Origin of the sequence: Corynebacterium renale, assembly GCF_002563965.1 — a bacterium.
GTDB lineage: Bacteria > Actinomycetota > Actinomycetes > Mycobacteriales > Mycobacteriaceae > Corynebacterium > Corynebacterium renale.
The window spans coordinates 1,646,585-1,664,631 of record NZ_PDJF01000001.1 but is presented as its reverse complement, the minus strand read 5'-3'; the positions used below and the strand labels follow the sequence as shown (position 1 = coordinate 1,664,631).

14 protein-coding genes are annotated in these 18,047 nt (G+C 57.9%); 1 reads left to right on the top strand and 13 read right to left on the bottom strand.

Going from position 1 to position 18,047, the window contains the following annotated elements; genetic code table 11:
- Positions 1–43: 43 nt before the first annotated feature.
- Both trmD and rimM read right to left on the bottom strand, forming a co-directional pair.
- On the bottom strand, positions 44–889 hold the full coding sequence (gene trmD / locus ATK06_RS07780) for a tRNA (guanosine(37)-N1)-methyltransferase TrmD (RefSeq protein WP_048379279.1): 846 nt from the start codon (positions 887–889) through the stop codon (positions 44–46).
- Between the two features lie 18 nt (positions 890–907).
- Positions 908–1,414, bottom strand: a complete 507-nt coding sequence (gene rimM / locus ATK06_RS07775) for a ribosome maturation factor RimM (RefSeq protein WP_098389139.1) — start codon at positions 1,412–1,414, stop codon at positions 908–910.
- Positions 1,415–1,512: 98 nt separating this feature from the next.
- Between rimM and ATK06_RS07770 the strand changes: the two genes are divergently transcribed.
- Complete coding sequence (locus ATK06_RS07770) at positions 1,513–1,848, top strand: hypothetical protein (RefSeq protein ID WP_145980656.1); 336 nt, start codon at positions 1,513–1,515, stop codon at positions 1,846–1,848.
- Between the two features lie 52 nt (positions 1,849–1,900).
- Here ATK06_RS07770 and rpsP read toward each other — a convergent pair whose 3' ends face one another.
- The 11 genes from rpsP to ATK06_RS07715 form a co-directional block, all read right to left on the bottom strand.
- Positions 1,901–2,434, bottom strand: a complete 534-nt coding sequence (gene rpsP / locus ATK06_RS07765; protein ID WP_048379283.1) for a 30S ribosomal protein S16 — start codon at positions 2,432–2,434, stop codon at positions 1,901–1,903.
- A 273-nt stretch (positions 2,435–2,707) separates the two neighbouring features.
- Complete coding sequence (gene ffh / locus ATK06_RS07760; protein ID WP_048379285.1) at positions 2,708–4,297, bottom strand: signal recognition particle protein; 1,590 nt, start codon at positions 4,295–4,297, stop codon at positions 2,708–2,710.
- A 175-nt stretch (positions 4,298–4,472) separates the two neighbouring features.
- On the bottom strand, positions 4,473–4,811 hold the full coding sequence (locus ATK06_RS07755; protein WP_048379287.1) for a P-II family nitrogen regulator: 339 nt from the start codon (positions 4,809–4,811) through the stop codon (positions 4,473–4,475).
- 113 nt (positions 4,812–4,924) lie between these two features.
- Positions 4,925–6,610, bottom strand: coding sequence for a signal recognition particle-docking protein FtsY (gene ftsY, locus ATK06_RS07750; protein ID WP_048379289.1), 1,686 nt, complete (start codon positions 6,608–6,610; stop codon positions 4,925–4,927).
- A gap of 42 nt (positions 6,611–6,652) precedes the next feature.
- A complete protein-coding gene (locus ATK06_RS07745) occupies positions 6,653–10,144 on the bottom strand; it encodes a hypothetical protein (RefSeq protein ID WP_098389137.1) in 3,492 nt (1,163 codons plus the stop codon).
- Positions 10,145–10,299: 155 nt separating this feature from the next.
- Complete coding sequence (smc, locus tag ATK06_RS07740; protein ID WP_048379292.1) at positions 10,300–13,791, bottom strand: chromosome segregation protein SMC; 3,492 nt, start codon at positions 13,789–13,791, stop codon at positions 10,300–10,302.
- Between the two features lie 19 nt (positions 13,792–13,810).
- Positions 13,811–14,089 carry an acylphosphatase gene (locus ATK06_RS07735; protein ID WP_048379294.1) on the bottom strand — a complete coding sequence of 93 codons (279 nt, stop codon included), beginning with the start codon at positions 14,087–14,089 and terminating at the stop codon, positions 13,811–13,813.
- Positions 14,090–15,613 carry an alanine/glycine:cation symporter family protein gene (locus ATK06_RS07730; protein WP_048379296.1) on the bottom strand — a complete coding sequence of 508 codons (1,524 nt, stop codon included), beginning with the start codon at positions 15,611–15,613 and terminating at the stop codon, positions 14,090–14,092.
- Between the two features lie 87 nt (positions 15,614–15,700).
- On the bottom strand, positions 15,701–16,567 hold the full coding sequence (mutM, locus tag ATK06_RS07725) for a bifunctional DNA-formamidopyrimidine glycosylase/DNA-(apurinic or apyrimidinic site) lyase (protein WP_048379298.1): 867 nt from the start codon (positions 16,565–16,567) through the stop codon (positions 15,701–15,703).
- Positions 16,560–17,399: a ribonuclease III gene (rnc, locus tag ATK06_RS07720; RefSeq protein WP_408608310.1), complete on the bottom strand. Its 840-nt coding sequence runs from the start codon at positions 17,397–17,399 to the stop codon at positions 16,560–16,562. Before rnc ends, mutM begins: the two co-directional genes overlap by 8 nt.
- Entirely contained in the window at positions 17,396–17,944 is a 549-nt protein-coding gene (locus ATK06_RS07715; RefSeq protein WP_098389135.1) for a YceD family protein, read from the bottom strand. The genes rnc and ATK06_RS07715 overlap by 4 nt, the downstream gene beginning before the upstream one ends.
- Positions 17,945–18,047: the final 103 nt, after the last annotated feature.

Sequence of the window (18,047 nt, the reverse complement as noted above, 5' to 3'; positions counted from 1 at the left end):
CGCTGTCAGGGATCGCTTTAAATTCATATCTTGTGGTTGGCGCTTACTTTTCATTGATCTGGTCGAGGAAGGTACGGTCCTGCGGGCTCAATTCCGCGCTCACAAGCAACTCAGGTCGGCGCTCAGCTGTAATTCTCAGCGACTGCTGCCGGCGCCACGTTGCAATGGCCGCGTGGTTACCAGAGGTTAACACCTCCGGTACGTCGAGGCCGCGCCAGGACCGTGGTTTCGTATAAGAAGGGCCTTCCAACAGCCCGTCAGAAAAACTGTCTTCCTCGTGGGAGCAGGTATTCCCTAAAACTCCTGGGATGAGGCGCACCACTGCTTCCGTAATTGCCAAGACAGCCACTTCCCCACCGATGAGAACGTAATCTCCGATGGAAATCTCTTCAACGCGGTAGCGCTCTTGCGCGTCCTGGAATACTCGGGCGTCGATGCCTTCGTAACGACCACAGGCAAAAACGATGTGATCCTCGGAAGACAAACGTTGAGCATCTTCTTGTGTGAACGGCGCGCCTGTAGGAGTAGGCACAATAAGAAGTGGCTTGTCACTAGTCGCACCCGATGATTCATAGGGTCGCGGGGCAACACCGTGAACATCGTCATGCCGGGCCTTGTCCAGATGCGGTTGCGCTGACTGAAGGGTTGCTTTCGCTAAGTCTCCACGGGCCACCGCATCGAGTGCGTTGCCCCATACTTCCGGTTTCATGACCATTCCTGGCCCACCGCCGAAGGGGGAATCATCAACAGATTTATGGCGGTCAGTAGCCCACGCCCGCAGATCATGAACCCCAACTTCCATGATTCCCTGTTCAATAGCTTTGCCCAGGAGCGCATGGCGCATGGGCTCCAAGTACTCAGGGAAGATGGTGACAACATCGATACGCATGGTTGCCTACTTTAACGCTTAGAGATCCAACAATCCCTCTGGAGGGTCAATGACGATAAAACCTTCATCAAGATCAACTTCGGGGACAATGTCTTCCACAAACGGAATCATGGCCTCACGACCGTCGTTAAGCGAGATATCCAGCAGCAACCGATTCGGCATATGGGTTACACCGGTGACGTCGGCAATCTTGGTTTCCAGATCGCTGTGCAGATATACTGCCAGCCCTTCGAGCTGGTAATCATAGTAGCCGTCCTCTTCCTCCACGGACTCTGCGTAAAAGCGCATGCCACGAAGTGAATCAGCGGCAGTACGGTCGGCTATCTCCTCGAAGCTGACGAGCAAACGTCCCTGGTGCGGGCGCGCTGTCTTGATCGTCAGATTCTGCTGTTTTCCGGCCTGCTTTCCCGTAAGGACTTGCCCTACGGCAAACCGTGACGCCGGGTCATCAGTCGTGGGTTCGATGGCAACTTCGCCGCGAATTCCGTGGGACTTGACCACTCGGCCGATGTGTACTTCAGACATGGACCACATTCTATAGGGCGGGCGCAAGGCGGGTATGGTTGGAATCTGATCCCACATTGTGGTGCAGACATTTGCACCCACGCTTTATCCCGGAAAAGGTGATCACGATGCACGGCATCCTGTGCAACCTGACAGCCCTCGACCCTACCTCCAGCCACCAAGCCGGGGACATCACAGTTCACGCCATCTGCCCCGGCGATGACGTCCCCCGAAGGCGACGCCCCGAGCCCACAGCATTAATCTGCCACCGTGGTCCGGTCACCGTTTTCTCCACTGACCCGCGAGGAACACGCATGGAAGAAACGCTTTCCTCCGGCGATGTCTACATGATCGCGCCGCATGCGCCATTTTCTTTACACTGCGGATCCGAAGCAACCGCCGCCGCATTGATTGTAGAAGTAGCGACTACACTGCAGCCGCTTGCTACCTCATAAAGAAAACGCCGCCAGGAAAACCTGGCGGCGAAGAATGTAGAGGTGGTGAGAATTAGTTCTCCTCAGCCTCTGCAGCTTCCTCAGCTGGGGCTTCCTCTTCAGCCTTTTCTGCTTCTGCCTCAGCCTTTGCAGCCTCTTCAGCAGCAGCCTTCTCAGCTGCTTCCTTCTCCTTAGCAGCCTTAGCCTCTGCTGCTTCCTTCTCCTTCTGGCGTTCCTTCAGGAACTCCTCAACGGACTGGCCGTTGTTAGCCTCTGCGAGAGCAGCGTTGAACAGATCCAGCTTGGAAGGCTTCTCTTCAGCCTTCTTGACCTTGTTCTCTGCACCTTCGAGGCCCTTAGCAGCCTGCCAGTCGCCGGTCAGCTTCAGCAGTGCCATTACAGGCTCGGTTGGCTGTGCGCCAACCTTGATCCAGTACTGTGCACGCTCGGAGTCAATCTCGATGACAGATGGCTCTTCCTTCGGCTGGTAGATGCCGATGGATTCGATGACCTTGCCGTCGCGTGGCTTGAGTGCATCCATGACAACGACGCGGTAGTGAGGCGTACGGATCTTACCGAGGCGCTGCAGCTTAATCTTGACAGCCATAGTGGCTCCTTTTCTTCTGGTCACTGGGCAGTTCTGGCACCCGCCCCCAAAATATTTCGAGGCAGGCGGGCCGGTTCAACCCTTGGTTTAACCTGCGAGTGATCAGGGCGGGCGACCGTGGTCGCTGACGCCAATTCGCAGGAAAGTCTTTACTTGTTAGTGTGCACACATTCGCACGCACAACCTGTAGAACTATACAGCACGTACATAAACAAGGGCAAACGCCCTACCCTGCTCATCGCACGGTAAGGCGTTCACTCCGAAGGGCGTGTTCTATTTCTTCTTCTTGGAGAAATCCAGATTGTTCAGATCGATGTTTTCAAAACCTTTAGGCAGCTCGACGTCTCCCAAACCACCTTGGCCTAAGCCACCCATCTGACGCTGCATCTGCTGAAGCTGGTTCATATCCATTCCCGGCATTCCTGGCATGTTCGGCGAACGCTTCGGAGTTGCGCGCTTGCCGCCTTTACGCTTGCGGCCCTTCTTGTGTTTCTTCGTAGCCGAGCGACGCGACATACCACCCATACCAAACTGGCCGGCCATCTTGCCCATCATCTTTTTGGCTTCGAAGAAGCGCTCGACAAGCTGATTGACGTCCGATACTTGAACACCCGAACCGGCGGCGATGCGCTTGCGTCGTGAAGCATTAAGAATCTTCGGGTTAGCACGCTCGGCAGGAGTCATACCGCGGATGATCGCCTGGATGCGGTCCAGGTGCTTTTCATCGACCATGTCCGCCATCTGGCTCATCTGCTTGCCACCCGGCATCATCTTAAGCAGGTTGCCGATCGGACCCATGCGGCGAATCATGAGCATTTGCTCAAGGAAGTCCTCAAGTGTGAGCTCGCCGGACATGATCTTGGTCGCGGTGTCCTGTGCTTCTTCTTGGTCGAAGACTGTCTCGGCCTGCTCAATCAGAGACAGCACATCGCCCATACCCAAGATTCGGCTAGCCATGCGGTCTGGATGGAAAACGTCGAAGTCATCGAGCTTCTCGCCGGTCGAAGCGAACAGGATCGGGCGACCCGTGACCTCTCGGATAGACAGCGCCGCACCACCGCGGGCGTCACCATCGAGCTTGGTCAGGACTACGCCAGTGAAATCGACACCGTCGCGGAAAGCTTCCGCGGTGGTCACGGCGTCTTGACCAATCATGGCGTCGATAACGAAGAGGACTTCGTCAGGGTCGATCGCGTCACGAATGTTACGTGCCTGAGTCATCAGGATTTCGTCGATGCCCAATCGGCCGGCGGTATCCACGATGACTACATCATGCTGGGTACGGCGAGCTTCCTCCACACCAGCGCGGGCCACAGCAACCGGGTCACCGTGCGAAGTTCCCATCTCATGCTCTGTGGAATCCGGGGCGGTTCCTGGGTCTGGAGCGAAGGTGGGGACTCCCGCGCGTTCACCAACGATCTGCAACTGCTGTACTGCGCCTGGGCGCTGCAAGTCACAAGCCACCAGCATCGGGGTGTGTCCCTGCTTGACCAAATGCTTGGCCAACTTACCTGCCAAGGTAGTCTTACCCGCACCCTGCAGGCCAGCAAGCATAATCACCGTCGGCGGGTTCTTTGCCAGGCGCAGGCGCCGGGTTTCTCCACCGAGGATCTCGGTAAGTTCTTGGTCAACAATCTTGATGACCTGCTGCGCCGGGTTGAGCGCCTGGGAAACCTCTGCGCCCATTGCGCGTTCTTTAATCCGCTTGATAAAACCGCGGACAACGGGCAAGGAGACGTCGGCTTCTAGCAGCGCAAGCCGTATCTCGCGGGCAGTCGCGTTAATGTCTGCCTCAGTGAGCTTGCCTTTGCCACGAATACCTTTGAGTGCGCTTGATAGGCGATCAGATAGTGACTCAAACACGTAAAGTTGCACTCCTTGCGCGAATAAAAATTTCCTCAGCGCCTGCGCTACCTACCACGCGACGCCACACATAACTACCCCATGGTAGCCAGCGCCGTCCAAAAATTACAGTTGCACCCCGGATTCCAGGCTCTAGCCCGACCGGGGGTGCAGAAGCTTCTTCAGCGACGCGTCCTTAAATTGCGGCATCGTCTTCTTCGCCGGTGCGGACGCGAATGACGTGATCGATCGTGGTGATCCACAGTTTTCCGTCGCCAGGTTTCCCTGTCCACGCCGCCTTGCAAATAACATCGGTGGCTGCTTCCACGTCCTTATCTGCAACCACGATCTCAACTTTTGCCTTGGGCACGAATTCTACGGCATATTCTGCGCCTGTCGAGGGCCCTGTATGACCACGCTGCTGGCCGTATCCGCGAACGTCGCTCACCGTCATTCCGTGATGGCCGAGCTCTTCTAGTCCATCGCGGATTTCAGACAACGTAAAGGGCTTCACAACAGCAGTAATCAGCTTCACGGGAGTTCTCCTCACCTCGATGTGGTGTTATGGGAAGCACAGAACGCACAGAGTGCGGTGTATGCCAAAATATATTTCCAGCATACACCGCACCCACCAGCGTTTTACAGGTTTTAGCCCAACAATGCGTCTACGAAGCCTTCGACCTCAAACGGCGCCAAATCGTCAGCTCCTTCTCCGAGTCCGACAAGCTTCACCGGCACACCGAGCTCTTCCTGAACTTGGAAAACGATTCCGCCTTTGGCGGTACCGTCGAGCTTGGTCAGCACCACACCTGTGATGTCGACAACCTCAGCGAAGGTACGTGCTTGCATGAGGCCGTTCTGCCCTACTGTCGCATCGAGTACTAGAAGGACTTCATCAACCTTGGCACGCTTCTCGACGACGCGCTTGACCTTGCCCAGCTGATCCATGAGGCCACGCGACGTGTGGAGACGGCCAGCGGTATCGATAAGGACGACATCCGCGTGCTGTTCAATACCCTGTGCTACGGAATCGAATGCAACAGAAGCTGGATCTGCGCCTTCAGCTCCGCGCACGGTCGTTGCACCTACGCGACGACCCCAGGTTTCGAGCTGGTCCGCTGCTGCGGCACGGAACGTGTCCGCGGCTCCTAGGACCACGTGGTGCCCCATAGATACAAGTACTCGGGCAAGTTTGCCCGTTGTCGTTGTCTTACCCGTACCGTTGACGCCTACAACTAGGACAACGGCTGGTTTTCCTTCGTATGGCATCGCCTTCACCGAACGGTCGAGTTCAGGGCGACCGGCTTCGATGAGAGTCTCACGCAGCATCGCACGAGCTTCTTCTTCAGAGGACACACCGCGTTCGGCGATCTTGGTTCGCAGTGCATCTACGACTTTCATCGTGACCGGCGTACCTAAATCTGCCATGATGAGGGTGTCTTCAATCTCTTCCCACGCGTCCTCGTCAAGGTCACCGGCAGAAAGAATGCCCAGCAACGAGCTGCCGATCATATTCTGCGAACGCGAGAGACGACCGCGCAAACGTCCTAGACGTCCTGCGGCTGGGGCAATCTCTTCAATATTTTCTGCCGGCTGTGGGACTTCGGAAACATCAGGAACTGCCGGCGCTTCAACCTTATCTAGCGCTGCCTCTGCGCCGTCGACAATTTCTGCGGCGACCTCGGCTGCCTGCGCAGCCTCTTCTTCACTGGTAAGCAGGGCCGCTTCTGCCTCGCTAGGCGCCGATTCTTCCACGACCTCGACGGCCTCATCCTCAGTTTCCACGATGACGGGTTCTTCAGGTGCGTTCTCGTCGACGACCACAAGCTCTTCGGCTGCTTCGGCTTCTTCGGTAGCTACAGGTTCTACGACCTCGGTTGGAACGTCTTGTTCCTTCGAAGGAACCGGTTCAGTGGTTTCTGGAACAACGTCCACTGGTGTGTTCTCGCCGGGTGCTTCTGCCTCAGTAAGTGGCTGATCTTCTTCAGCGGTAGGCTTCGCAGTTGGGATAGTTGGCTCAGGTTGTGGGGTCGGTGCTACTTCCGGAACTTCGCGTACAGGCTCGGGGGCTTGTGCTTGTGGCGACTTCGGCTCTGGAATATCTTGGCCTGCGGCAGGAACCGGCTCCCGAGAAGCGGGGGCGAAATTAAAGCCACCCGTAGCCTGGTAATTACCCGACTTCTCTTGTTGGGTTAGCTCCTTAGGCTCTTCTTTCTGCTCAAAACTAATCGTCTTGGAATCTTTACGCTTGCGCCCGACAATCACCAGTGCTGCGATGATGACCACTGCGACGGCAAGAATAATGCCACCAATAAGAAGAAGATTGTTATCCATCATGACCTCCATGGTTCCAGGTTTTGTCAGTAGGTGCAGAAATTACCCACGCGCAGAATGGCGCACCGCAATAACCATCGCTTCAGCCGAGACCACGTCCGCTGTCACAAGTTCGGGCACGATATCTGCGATATGGCTCCACCCGGCTGCCGCATTTTCCAGAGTTGTAGATTTACCCATCATGCCGTGCGCATTCATGCGAGCAGAAAGTGCAAAAACCAGGGACACAACTGGCGTCAGCGCCCACGCGTTGGCCTTATCTTCAGTGTTCACGCCATCAAGTTTGTCGAAGCGAACACGCGCAGCCGCATACAAACCGCGATTATTCGAACGCAAAGCTCGAAGGAGAGAGACAGCTGGGGCAATCAATCCTTCTGTCGCTACCACGGAATTAAGCTGAACGCGTTTCTTAAACGTGTCGAGGACGCCAATCAGGCGAGCGTTGTCATCAAGAATTGGCCCGGGGACAATGTCGGCGTTCGCAAAAAACATCGCCATGAGCTGATCCTGCTGCGCCTGGTCCATGTGGGCGATGCGGACCGTCGAAGAATCGATGACCGCGGTGTCCAGCGTGGCATCGCGCCCAGTAAGAAGCGTATCGACGGCTCGCTGGCCAGCCACGCTCCTCAGGTCGTCGAGAAGTGCCTTGACGTCCGGGGTGCGGCCTTCTTCGCCGGCGGCAGTGAGCTCTGCGTCAATATCGGAGAGGATGACAAGTGCCCGGATCCAGTCGCTGGTCAGCTCGGCCCCTTGAGCTGGGGCATCGAACTTCTGGTGAATCAGACCAGAACTAATGATGCGCCCTGGCTGCAGTTCCAAGGGAACCAACGAGGTGGAAAGAGCCTGCAACGCAGCCGTGGGGTTTTCTGCAAATACCGCTTGGGCAACTGCCCGTTGGTTCTCTGTCGAACCGCAATGGTCCCACAGGATAGGCAAAATCTCGGGAGAATCAGGCGCTGCTTCTGCTTCCCCGCCGAGGAATGCAGAAAGCTGGGTCAGGGATGCTCCCTGGTTCTTGAAGTATCCATCTTGGTGCGCAGTGACAGCGCTAGCCGCCGGTTCCTGTGGGGACCGCAAGGTACTGAACGGATCCGCCGAGTGCAACTGGATTGTCAGGTCACCGGCGTTGACCAGATCTTCGGGGAGTTCGGTGCGTTCCGTGATACGAGGCAAAGTGCGTGCTGCAGCCCATGGTGCAGTCGCCGGCCAGACCCATGCAGCCAATTCCCGATCCGGTGCCAAGTCTGGGAACGTTACATCTCCGCCGTCGATGATTGCCTCCGTCGCATGCGGCGTGGAGCTAATTAACGCCAGCGCAACAGAAACCCGATTGCGGCTTTCCACATCATCCCATTCCAAATCCAAACGGCCCTGCGGCAGAATCGCGGCGGATTTGGCGATCTCGGCTGTCGGGCACGAGAACGTGATCGGATCTTCGGGTTTCAAAGCAATCGTGCGAACGGGGGAACCATGGTGGTTACGCAGGGTCACGCGTGGTTTACCAAGCGCATTGTGTGCGCGCACACGGATATCACCCGTGGGATCTAGGTCCCGAGAACCCATGTACAGGCGGCTGACTCGCCATGTTGGCGGGTATGTCACCAGAGGAAGCTCAAATTGGAGCGCTGGAGGTGTGTACGTCAGAGGAAGGCTGTCACCAGCTTCCGTACTAATGACCACCTGAGCATGTGCTTGGTCGGAAGGTACGGTCACCCGCGCCGGCTGCGCCGTAAACGGCTTTTCTCCGCTGTAGACGCGCATAGTGGCAGGTGACAAACCACCCTCACGCGGAATACGTACGGAGGTGGACTGCCCCTCCAGCTCCGTGGTCACGGTCATTCCTTCCACCAAGCCATAGCGGTGGCGGAATGATTCATTGCGCGGGCCTTTGACGCGGACTAGGTACTCGCCTACCCACGGGTCTTCGTAGGCCTCGGGGTCGAAGAGTACGAACGCGCCACCATCAGCCGGGACCTCGAGAATTTCAGGTTCAGCAATTTCCTCGGCCGGCTCCCCGATACCGGCGTATGCGGAGATAGACAGGGTCCAATGTTCATCGCGGCCAGATACAGTGGGCGGAAACTCAGCAATCAGCGAAGCGGCATGGACTTCCAGACGGCCGTGGGTGCGCACACCGCGCACTGGTGGCTCAGGGTGAATGAAACGCACGCGCTGTCGCGGATCAATGGAACGTACCGTGTCGTTCGGTCCCGGCTGCTGTCCAGGCCGCACGACCTGAAGTGAAGCGCTCGCGCTGGCATCAATTTTGCGGGCTGTCCACCCGTCCCAGCCCTGGATCTCAAGGGTTTCTATGACGGGCAGGTTTTCGGACCGGACGACGTCGAAAAGCGTGGCATCCGCAGGCGTAATAACCCACAGAGTGCTGTGGTGCAAAGACGCCTTATCGGTGACGTTCTGTCCGTTGGAAGCAAAAATAAGGACGGGGTCCTCGGTCTCTACCACTGGGACGTCCCACGTGATTGAGTTTGTTACATCCATCACCGATGCGGACCGTACCTGGTGTTCCAGAGCAACGTCGAGAGCTTCAGCATACGTTTCCTCACCCCATGGGCGGGCAGTGCGGAACTGGCGAGTTGTGCCCTCAACACTCACGCGCCATAGGACCTCCGCCTCGTGCTCAGGCGCACCGATGGGCTGTGCGACGCGTTGTTCTGGAAGGCGCACACATACGCGACCACGGAACGTGTCCAAGATCAGGCGCGGGCGTAGTTCACGGGTAGCGACACCGACGGCAGTTTCCCTCTCCTCTGTGCCCACTGGACGCTCTCGGAGTTCTGCAACGACCTCTGCCTGCAGCATCGCCGGAAGCTGCGGCTCAAGCTGCCCCAACTGCTGGACACGGTCCACCCACGAAGAAGGGTCCTCCACGCTAAACGCCCGCAGCGCTTGGATGCCGGCGGTCAGCTGAACCAGTCGCTCACGCCCGAAAGCTGCCACAGCGGTCAGCATGGGAAGTGTTGGCGCCCAGTCGGAGTCTGGGGTCAGGGCGTCCACGATTGTTTCAGGGGCTGTAGAACCATCAGTGTCGAAAGCATCGCACAGTTCCAAAAAGGCGGGGATTTCCGCAGCGCAGATACACGCCTGGTAACCCAACTCGCACACCGGATCTTCAGTGCCGTCTGGGACATCGAGTCCCGTTCGGTCTAGCAAGGGTTCAACCAGATGCCTAATTTCAGCCTGGTTGTCTGCACTTGGATCAATGCCTAAACCCGCTAAGTATTCGGCGAAAAAGGCGTCCGCCTCCCCTTCTTCTTCGGCAACCGCGGTGGGAACGGCTTTGCGCGAAGCGTGAGTGATTAAAGAGGTCACGGTCAACGACGGGGTCACTGCCAAGAGTTCGGCAAGATCTGCTCCTGCTGCCAGCTGCCGAGACAAGAATATGCCAAAGAATCGCTCGTAGCGGTCAAGGACGTCAGGACTCAAACCGGCGTCCGGGAAATAGCTTTGATCATTTAAAAGTTCGCCTAACCGCAACTCTGCGGTGGAAGCCCACCCCAGCAGCGAATCAGACATGTCTTTAAATGGCGTATTCAATGTCGAAGACTCCCCTTGGTATCACCCCGCACACCGGTGCACCGGTGAACGGATTGACTGGTTAACAACAGATCTTAGGCACGCCCGCAGCAGTGACTGGCCGCGAATGTTTACCTCTATGTGAACGTATCAGACTACTCCGATACCCTATGCTCAGGTTCCTCAGCCACCACGTCCGGTGACATTCTTTGGCTAATCACATGCGTGACACCGTCGCCACGCATGGTGACGCCGTACAGTACGTTGGCGATGTCCATCGTGGGTTTTTGGTGAGTAATAACGATGAGCTGCGAATCCTTACGTAATTCTTGGAAAAGATTGATAAGGCGCCGGAGGTTGACGTCGTCAAGCGCTGCCTCAACCTCGTCCATGACGTAGAAGGGGCTCGGGCGGGCCCGGAAAATGGCAACCAGCATGGCCAGTGCTGTCAAGGATTTCTCACCGCCGGAGAGCAGAGACAGTCGCTTCACGCGTTTGCCTGGTGGCCGTGCTTCCAGTTCAATGCCTGTGGTCAGCATGTCGCCGGGGTCGGTGAGCAGCAGTCGGCCCTCGCCACCGGGGAACAGTGTGGAAAACACGCGTGGGAATTCTGCCTCCACGTCCTTCCACGCATCGGTGAACAGTTGCAGGATGTGGGCATCGACATCCTTAATCACGCCGGTGAGGTCCTCGCGGGCCTGTTCCACATCCGCGAGCTGGGTAGAGAGGAATTCGTACCGCTCTTCTAAAGCCTTGAATTCCTCTAGAGCCAGGGGGTTGACCTTGCCCAGCGAGCTCAGTGCCTTTTCTAATTTGCGAAGTTCGGCGGTCGCGGCTTTGCGGTCGAAGTCTGGGCCGGGGCTGTGATGCTCGATGAGATCGGACACCGCGATGCCCAACTGCTCTGCTACCTTCTTCTCGACTTCGTCAGCGCGCGTCTGCGCTTGGGAGAGTTCGATCTCCGCTGCATGCGTGGCTTTTCCGGCTTGGTCGCTATGGCTGCGTGCAGCGTTTAATTCGGTCCCCAATCGGGAGGCCTCAGCCCGCACTGCCGCGTGTTCCGCTGTCAGTGCTTCACGACGCACACCTGCCTTCTCTAACGCCAGGGAGCAACGATCCGCTAGTTGTGCCGCCAAGTGGGACACCTTTTCAGCGCGCGCGGCTTCCTCACGTTGCCGTGCTGCAGCCTGTTCGTGGCGCGCGCGTGCCTGCTTTTCGTGAGCAATCTGACGCGTTAGTGCTCCCACCCGATCGCGGGCTTGACGCTGCGCTTCTTCTGCTGAACGCACTGCCAACTGTGCTTCCATGTCCATCGCTCGGACCTGTTCCACAGCCGCGCGGGTGTGATCACGATTCGCAGTCGAAGGCTCGGACTGAACGTCATCGACGTTGACGTGCGCAATGCGCTGTTCGATGGACTCCAACTCCACGTGAGTGTTTTCTAAGCGCTCTTGAGCAGCGTTCGCAGCGACTTCTGCGCGTCGCAACGTTGCGTCGGCTGCCTCCGCAGCTTTTGTGGCACGGTCTGCTTCGCGGCGCCACGAATCTAGAGTGGCGTCGATTTCAGAGACCGCCGCTGCCGTCGAGGCCGCATGCACGCGTGCGTCATGCGCGGCCTGCTCTGCACCAGTAACGGTGCCGGCAATATCGTCGACCGCACGTTGCGCGGCTTCCAATTGCGCGCGTGCTTCCTCAATCTGGCCGCCGACTTCAACAGCGGTCTGTTGCCCATGCCCGGCGATAATCCACCCATCGCCGATAAGCTCACCCGATGGTGTCACGGCGCGAAGTCGGGGGTCCGCTGCGACAACTTCCACCGCGCGCTCCACCGTCGGTGCCACGATGACATCGGCAAGTAAACGCGTTAAGGCTGGAGCTACACTGCTGTCGACGGTGACGTCGTCGAGAAGCCATGAACAATCCGCCGGCACGCTGCCGTCGAGCCGCCAAGAATCGAAATGATCACTACGCGCGCGGGTATACACCACGGTCCGTGCTGCCTGTTCTAGATCTTTAACCACGGCTGTGGGGTCTGCGTGCAGCGCCACCCCCGAAGCGAATATGCCCAGGGCTGCGGCCAACGCCGTGCCCAAGTGCGGAGGAGCGCCCAACAATTCCGCCACCGGTTGCGCGTCATCGCCCAGACGATCACGCGCAGAATCCTTAGGCATCGACTGTTCGAGCGCCGAAATCTTAGCTTCAAGCGCAAAGACTGCTTTCTCTAATGTGCGCTGTTCCTCACGGACTTGGCCCACACGCTGCTCCGCTTGAGCAAGTTCACCACGCGCATTCTCATCCGCAGCGACAGTAGGCTCACGATCCGCAGTTAATTCCTGGATCGTATCGGCAGCAGCCTGGGCTGTGGTCCTGGCTTCCTGCGCGCGTTCCATTGCCGCCGCGGCCTCAGCACTTTGGCGTTGCATCTCGGCTGTCGCCGTGGCCACCTTATCCTCGAGCGCATCCCGCTGGGACATCAGCCGCGCAATTCCTGCGCGCTGGTCGGCGATAGCCTGTACCGCCGCGGTATGTTCCTGCTCTGCTTCACGTGCAGCTTCCTCGCGTGCCTCACGCTCCTCACGGACAGATTCGGCACGTTCGCGTGCCATCTCCAAGGCTTCCTCAGCCTCTTCGGCTGCCTCGGCGGCCTCCTGTGCTCGGTCCTCGAGGACTTCGATGTCCGGCCCGCTATAGCGCGCGACAGCTGCAGCATTATCGGCACGCTCCGATGCTATTCGACGTGTCGCGGCTACCCGTTCAGCCAAGGTAGACAAACCAAACCACACGTTTTGGGCAGCCTCCACATCCGGCTCCAGCTCCTGCCGGCGCCTTTCGGCCTTGTTGTGCTGCTCCGTTAACTCCGCGACTTTCTCAGCAACTTCGCGCTGCTTCGCAGCCTGTTGTTCGTACGCAGTCTGAGCGTGCGCCACAGCTGCTCGCAAACGGGTGACCTGCTCGCCGGCGAGCGATAAACGCGCATGTCGCACATCTGCCTGCAATGTCGCGGCCTTCTGAGCGGCCTCTGCCTGCCTGGCCAATGGGCTTAACTGCTTACCCAACTCATCGGTTAAATCACGCAGCCGGTCCAGGTTTGTCTGCATGCCGGTGAGCTTGCGCTGCGCTTTTTCTTTCCGACGCCGGTGCTTGAGCACACCAGCGGCTTCCTCGATGAAAGCGCGACGCTCCTCTGGCCGGGAATCCAGGATTTCTGCAAGCTTCCCCTGCCCGACGATAACGTGCATTTCCCGACCGATACCCGAATCAGACAGGAGCTCCTGGATATCCATGAGACGCGCTTTGGAGCCGTTGATTTCATATTCACTAGCCCCGTCACGGAACATCCGTCGGGTCACCGAGACTTCCGAGTATTCAATGGGTAACTTCCCATCGGAGTTATCGATTGTCAGCGTTACTTCCGCCCGGCCCAACGGCTTGCGGTCGCCCGCCCCGGCAAAAATGACGTCCTGCATAGATCCACCGCGCAGCGTTTTGGCGCCTTGCTCCCCCATCACCCACGCCAAGGCGTCCACCACGTTAGATTTGCCAGAGCCGTTTGGGCCGACGACGGCGCAGATGCCCGGCTCAAACTTCAACGTGGTGGCAGACGCGAAAGACTTAAAGCCTTTGAGCGTCAGCGATTTTAAGTGCATAAATACAGGATTCTAACGGTTAGCCCTCAACGAAACCCACTTCACCCCGCGGTTCCAGCCACTGCTCTACGACCAGGTCCACAGTCCCCGGACGGCGATGCGTCGACGGCTCCTCACGAAGGCGTTGCAAGAGCTCGCGGCACGTATCTTCAGGGCCTTCGGCTACGACGCACACGCGGCCGTCGGCAAGGTTTTTTGCAGAACCCGCAAGGCCTAGCTCCTTAGCTTGAGAGCGGGTCCACCAGCGAAACCCTACCCCTTGGACATGCCCGAGAACGTGCGCAACAAGGCGGGTCATCTACTTTCCTTCCTCAGCATTCTTGGCAATCGATGCCGCGTCGGTTTTCCAACCGTAGTCCAAGCCTTCGTAGCGGTCATCGCGGGAGGTGATGGCGTCATCGCCATCCCAGCACTGCATCTTGTCCCATCCTATGGTCCTCTTCGGGAGGTCCCGCCGCAGGAATACCGGGTTGAGCCCCTGCCTGCGCTGCACTGCGTAGTGCTTGAGCAGCAAAATCGCAACACCGGACAACGGCAGGAGCGATATGAGGTTGACGGTTGCCATGAGCCCCGAGAAGACGTCGGCAAGTGCCCACACCAGCGGTACAGAACCGATAGCACCACCGAAAACACACAGTGTGACCAAAGCGCGGAAACACTTCAGCACAGTGCGGTTGTTATTGGTCATGTATTCGATGTTGGATTCGCCGTAGTAGTAGTTACCCACAATCGAAGAGAAAGCCAAGAAGATAATGACCAAGGTAAGGAAGTGAATGCCCCACTGGCCCACCGAATCGGCCAAAGCATTCTGCGTTAGGGCCATGCCGCCTTCGCTTGCAACGAGGTCCGGCTGTGCCAGCAAAATGATAAACGCCGTGGCAGTACACACGACCCACGTGTCAAAGTACACGCCCAAGGTCTGGATCAGGCCCTGCTTGACTGGGTGCGAGACACTAGCCGTGGCGGCAGCGTTAGGCGCAGAACCCTGGCCGGCCTCGTTGGAGAAGAGGCCACGACGGATACCCTGCATGATCACAGTGCCTAGCGTGGCACCAGCAAACTCACGGATACCAAAGGCATGGCTGAAAATCAGGCTGAACATTGCGGGCACTTTGTCCAAGTTCAGGACAATGACAACGAAAGCCAACACGATGTAAAGCACTGCCATGACAGGAACAACGGTCTGCGTGACCACCGAAATCCTGCGCACACCACCGGAAATGATAATCGCTGTCAAGGTAGCCAAGATAAGCCCGACGATAACCTTCACGCTCATCGACGAGTTACCGGTCGAAGTTTCTACCGCCGCGGTAATCGAGTTCGACTGGACAGCGTTGAATACGAAACCATACGTCACGCAGATAACCACCGCGAAGAGCACGGCCATCCACTTCCAACCCAGCGCCCTGGACATGTAGTAAGCAGGACCGCCCCGGTACGAATCTATGTCGCGAACTTTATATACCTGAGCCAAAGTGGACTCCACGAAGGAGGTTGCGCCACCGACCAGGGACATCATCCACATCCAGAAGACGGCGCCCGGACCACCGATAGCTACGGCCAGAGCCACGCCTGCGACGTTACCGGTTCCCACGCGCGATGCCGCCGAGATAGTAAACGCCTTGAACGCGGAAATACCTTTTTGGCCTTCAGAAATGTCCGAAGGCTTTTCGACGACCGCCTTGAACATGTCAGGGAGATAGCGAACCTGTACAAAGAAGGTCCTCCAGCAGTACAGAAGGCCGGACCCGATAAGCAAAATAATGACCAGGATCCAGAAGTATGAGTTAAAGCCTTCGACGGCTGCGACCAATTTATCCATGGTCTAAAAATAATCCTCATTATGGGTGCGGGGAAATCGGAAACGCCACGATTGCTAGCGCGGTGCCGTTGCATCGCTTCCGGGTACCTAGTATCGGCGCTGGCAGTGCGGGCAAAAGTGGCTTGATCGCCCCATGAACTGTTCCCGAACCAGAAGGGTCCCGCACCTTCTGCATGGCCGGCCATCTTGGCCATATGCGTTGAGGGACCTGTCGAAGTATCCCGATTGACCATTGACATTGACGTATAGGGCATCAAAACTAGTGCCCCCTTGTTCTAGGGCGTGTGCCATGACGTCGCGCCCGGCGTCGAGAAGCTCTTCGAGGCGGACCTGGCTGACCCGATCAGCTCTCTGCCGTGGGTGCAATTGCGCCCGCCAGAGCGTTTCATCAGCGTAAATATTGCCGAATCCAGATATCACAGTCTGGTCCAGGAGCACGCGCTTAAGCTCTGTTTTCTTCGCTTTTATCCGGGTAGCCGCCGCCGCGAGATCGCAGTGTTCGTCAAAAGGGTCGGGTGCAATGTGAGCAGCGCACGCGGGAATAACGCCACTACCCCACTGGTCCGCGACGAGCGGTTCGTACCTCCAGTAGCCGAACGTGCGTTGATCCACGAACCACACCTGGTCCCCGGTGTCGAGTTCTAGGCGCGCCCGAAGATGAGTAGTCCCAGAGTTTTCTGGTGTTGCGTTGGCATCTTTGATGAGCATTTGTCCACTCATGCCTAAGTGAACTTGCAGCGCTGCGTGGCCACTGAGTTCGAGCCAAAGGAATTTCCCGCGCCGGCCCGTGCCGAGAATCCGCGAACCGCGCAACGCGCGCGCCAGCTCCTGGCCACCGCCTGGGGTGTGCCGGGCAGCACGCGGGTGCAGCACTTCGGCGCTTACGACCCGGTGCCCGCTGACGTAGTCGTCGAGCCCGCGGCGAACTACCTCAACCTCAGGCAATTCAGGCATCGCGCACGCCTTGGCCTTCGTCTGCTTCGTTGGCGTTCTGCTCTTCTGCAGCCGCACGCAGCGTGCGTGAAAGCCCCTTCCACCCGGATTCGGTCAACGCTAGGTAAGCCTGATGTGCTGCGTTTTGTTCCGCGAACTTCTTGTTACGCCCTTGTCCTTGGCCGAGGTCATGGCCGGCAATTGCCACCGTGGCGGTGAATGTGAGGTCATGCTCGGGGCCTTCTTTAACCGCAGAGTATTCCGCCATAGGAAGTTCCAAGACCGCGGCGCGCTCTTGGAGCGCGGTCTTCCAGTCCTCGTACATGCCACGGGTATGCGCACGGGAGATGAGGTCGGCGAACAGCCGCAAGACCACTTCGCGCGCTACTTCGAAGCCCCACTGACGGTAGACCGCGCCAAGCACGGCTTCTGTAGTGTCGGCCAAAATCGATTCTTTGGACCGACCGCCTGTGGACAGTTCGCCACGTCCCAGCAGAAGGTGTGCTCCCAGATTGATGTTCCGGGCGACTTCAGCACATCCGTAGCGTGAGACTACCGAGGCGCGCATCTTAGAGATGTCAGACTCTGGACGATCCGGGTGGTCGACGTAAAGTTTTTCAGCAACCACGAGCCCTAATACGGCATCGCCTAGGAACTCGAGGCGCTCGTTATGGGGCAAGCCTTCGTGCTCGTGGGCAAAGCTGCGGTGCGTCAACGCGAGTTTCAAGAGTTCACAGTCGACGTCTACGCCGAGTTCTCTGCACAAGCTCGAATGGTCAATCTGCGCAAATGCGTCATCCCACCGCTGCTGGGCGGTGGCGCAATCTTCAGGCTTTTTCTTCCTCCGGCTCACAGGAACTTCTCCAGGCCAGCCCATCGTGGGTCGAGGAGTTTATCTTCGTCTTCGCCAGATACCCCGTCCGGTTGCGGCACGTCAGTGCCTTCGTTATCGCAACCATCAGGGCAGGTCGGATTAAACGGAAGAGTAAGACCTACTTCGTCGATAACGGCCTGGGTCAGGTCGATGGTGTTGTCAACGATGGTGCCCAGGCCCGCGTCGGCATCGTCTTCCTCATCAGTGTCTATGTCCTCGCTCTCCGACGTGATGAAGTCCGGCGAGGAGCTAAACACCTGGTCAATGGTGAAAGTCTTGTCCATCTGCAGGTCGTTGAGACAGCGGACGCATTGACCGGTCAGCTGCGCTTCGACGGTGGCGTGGACCATGACGCCTTCGCCAAGAGGGGTGACCTGTGCTTCCGTCCGCACGGGGGCACCTTCCGGGATAGCAATCATTTCCAGCCCGATGCGCTGTGGGCTGGGGCCTTCGTTGACCAGGGTCTCGGTTCCGTTGTGACTGTCTGCTACGGAGGCAATGTCAAAAATAAATGGTGAACTCATATTGCGCCAAAGTCTACTCCAGGCTGGTAACTTCCGCCGAGCCGTAGTCCCACATGCGGTGCATACAAGCAAAACCCAGGCTCCCACACTCAGCGGGGGCCTG

What these genes read in the sequence shown, in the direction of transcription:
- ATK06_RS07730 (WP_048379296.1), bottom strand. Translation starts at nt 15,613, where the DNA reads ATGGATAAATTGGTCGCAGCCGTCGAAGGCTTTAACTCATACTTCTGG.
- trmD (WP_048379279.1), bottom strand. Translation starts at nt 889, where the DNA reads ATGCGTATCGATGTTGTCACCATCTTCCCTGAGTACTTGGAGCCCATG.
- smc (WP_048379292.1), bottom strand. Translation starts at nt 13,791, where the DNA reads ATGCACTTAAAATCGCTGACGCTCAAAGGCTTTAAGTCTTTCGCGTCT.
- ATK06_RS07735 (WP_048379294.1), bottom strand. Translation starts at nt 14,089, where the DNA reads ATGACCCGCCTTGTTGCGCACGTTCTCGGGCATGTCCAAGGGGTAGGG.
- ftsY (WP_048379289.1), bottom strand. Translation starts at nt 6,610, where the DNA reads ATGGATAACAATCTTCTTCTTATTGGTGGCATTATTCTTGCCGTCGCA.
- rimM (WP_098389139.1), bottom strand. Translation starts at nt 1,414, where the DNA reads ATGTCTGAAGTACACATCGGCCGAGTGGTCAAGTCCCACGGAATTCGC.
- mutM (WP_048379298.1), bottom strand. Translation starts at nt 16,567, where the DNA reads ATGCCTGAATTGCCTGAGGTTGAGGTAGTTCGCCGCGGGCTCGACGAC.
- rpsP (WP_048379283.1), bottom strand. Translation starts at nt 2,434, where the DNA reads ATGGCTGTCAAGATTAAGCTGCAGCGCCTCGGTAAGATCCGTACGCCT.
- ATK06_RS07745 (WP_098389137.1), bottom strand. Translation starts at nt 10,144, where the DNA reads ATGTCTGATTCGCTGCTGGGGTGGGCTTCCACCGCAGAGTTGCGGTTA.
- ATK06_RS07715 (WP_098389135.1), bottom strand. Translation starts at nt 17,944, where the DNA reads ATGAGTTCACCATTTATTTTTGACATTGCCTCCGTAGCAGACAGTCAC.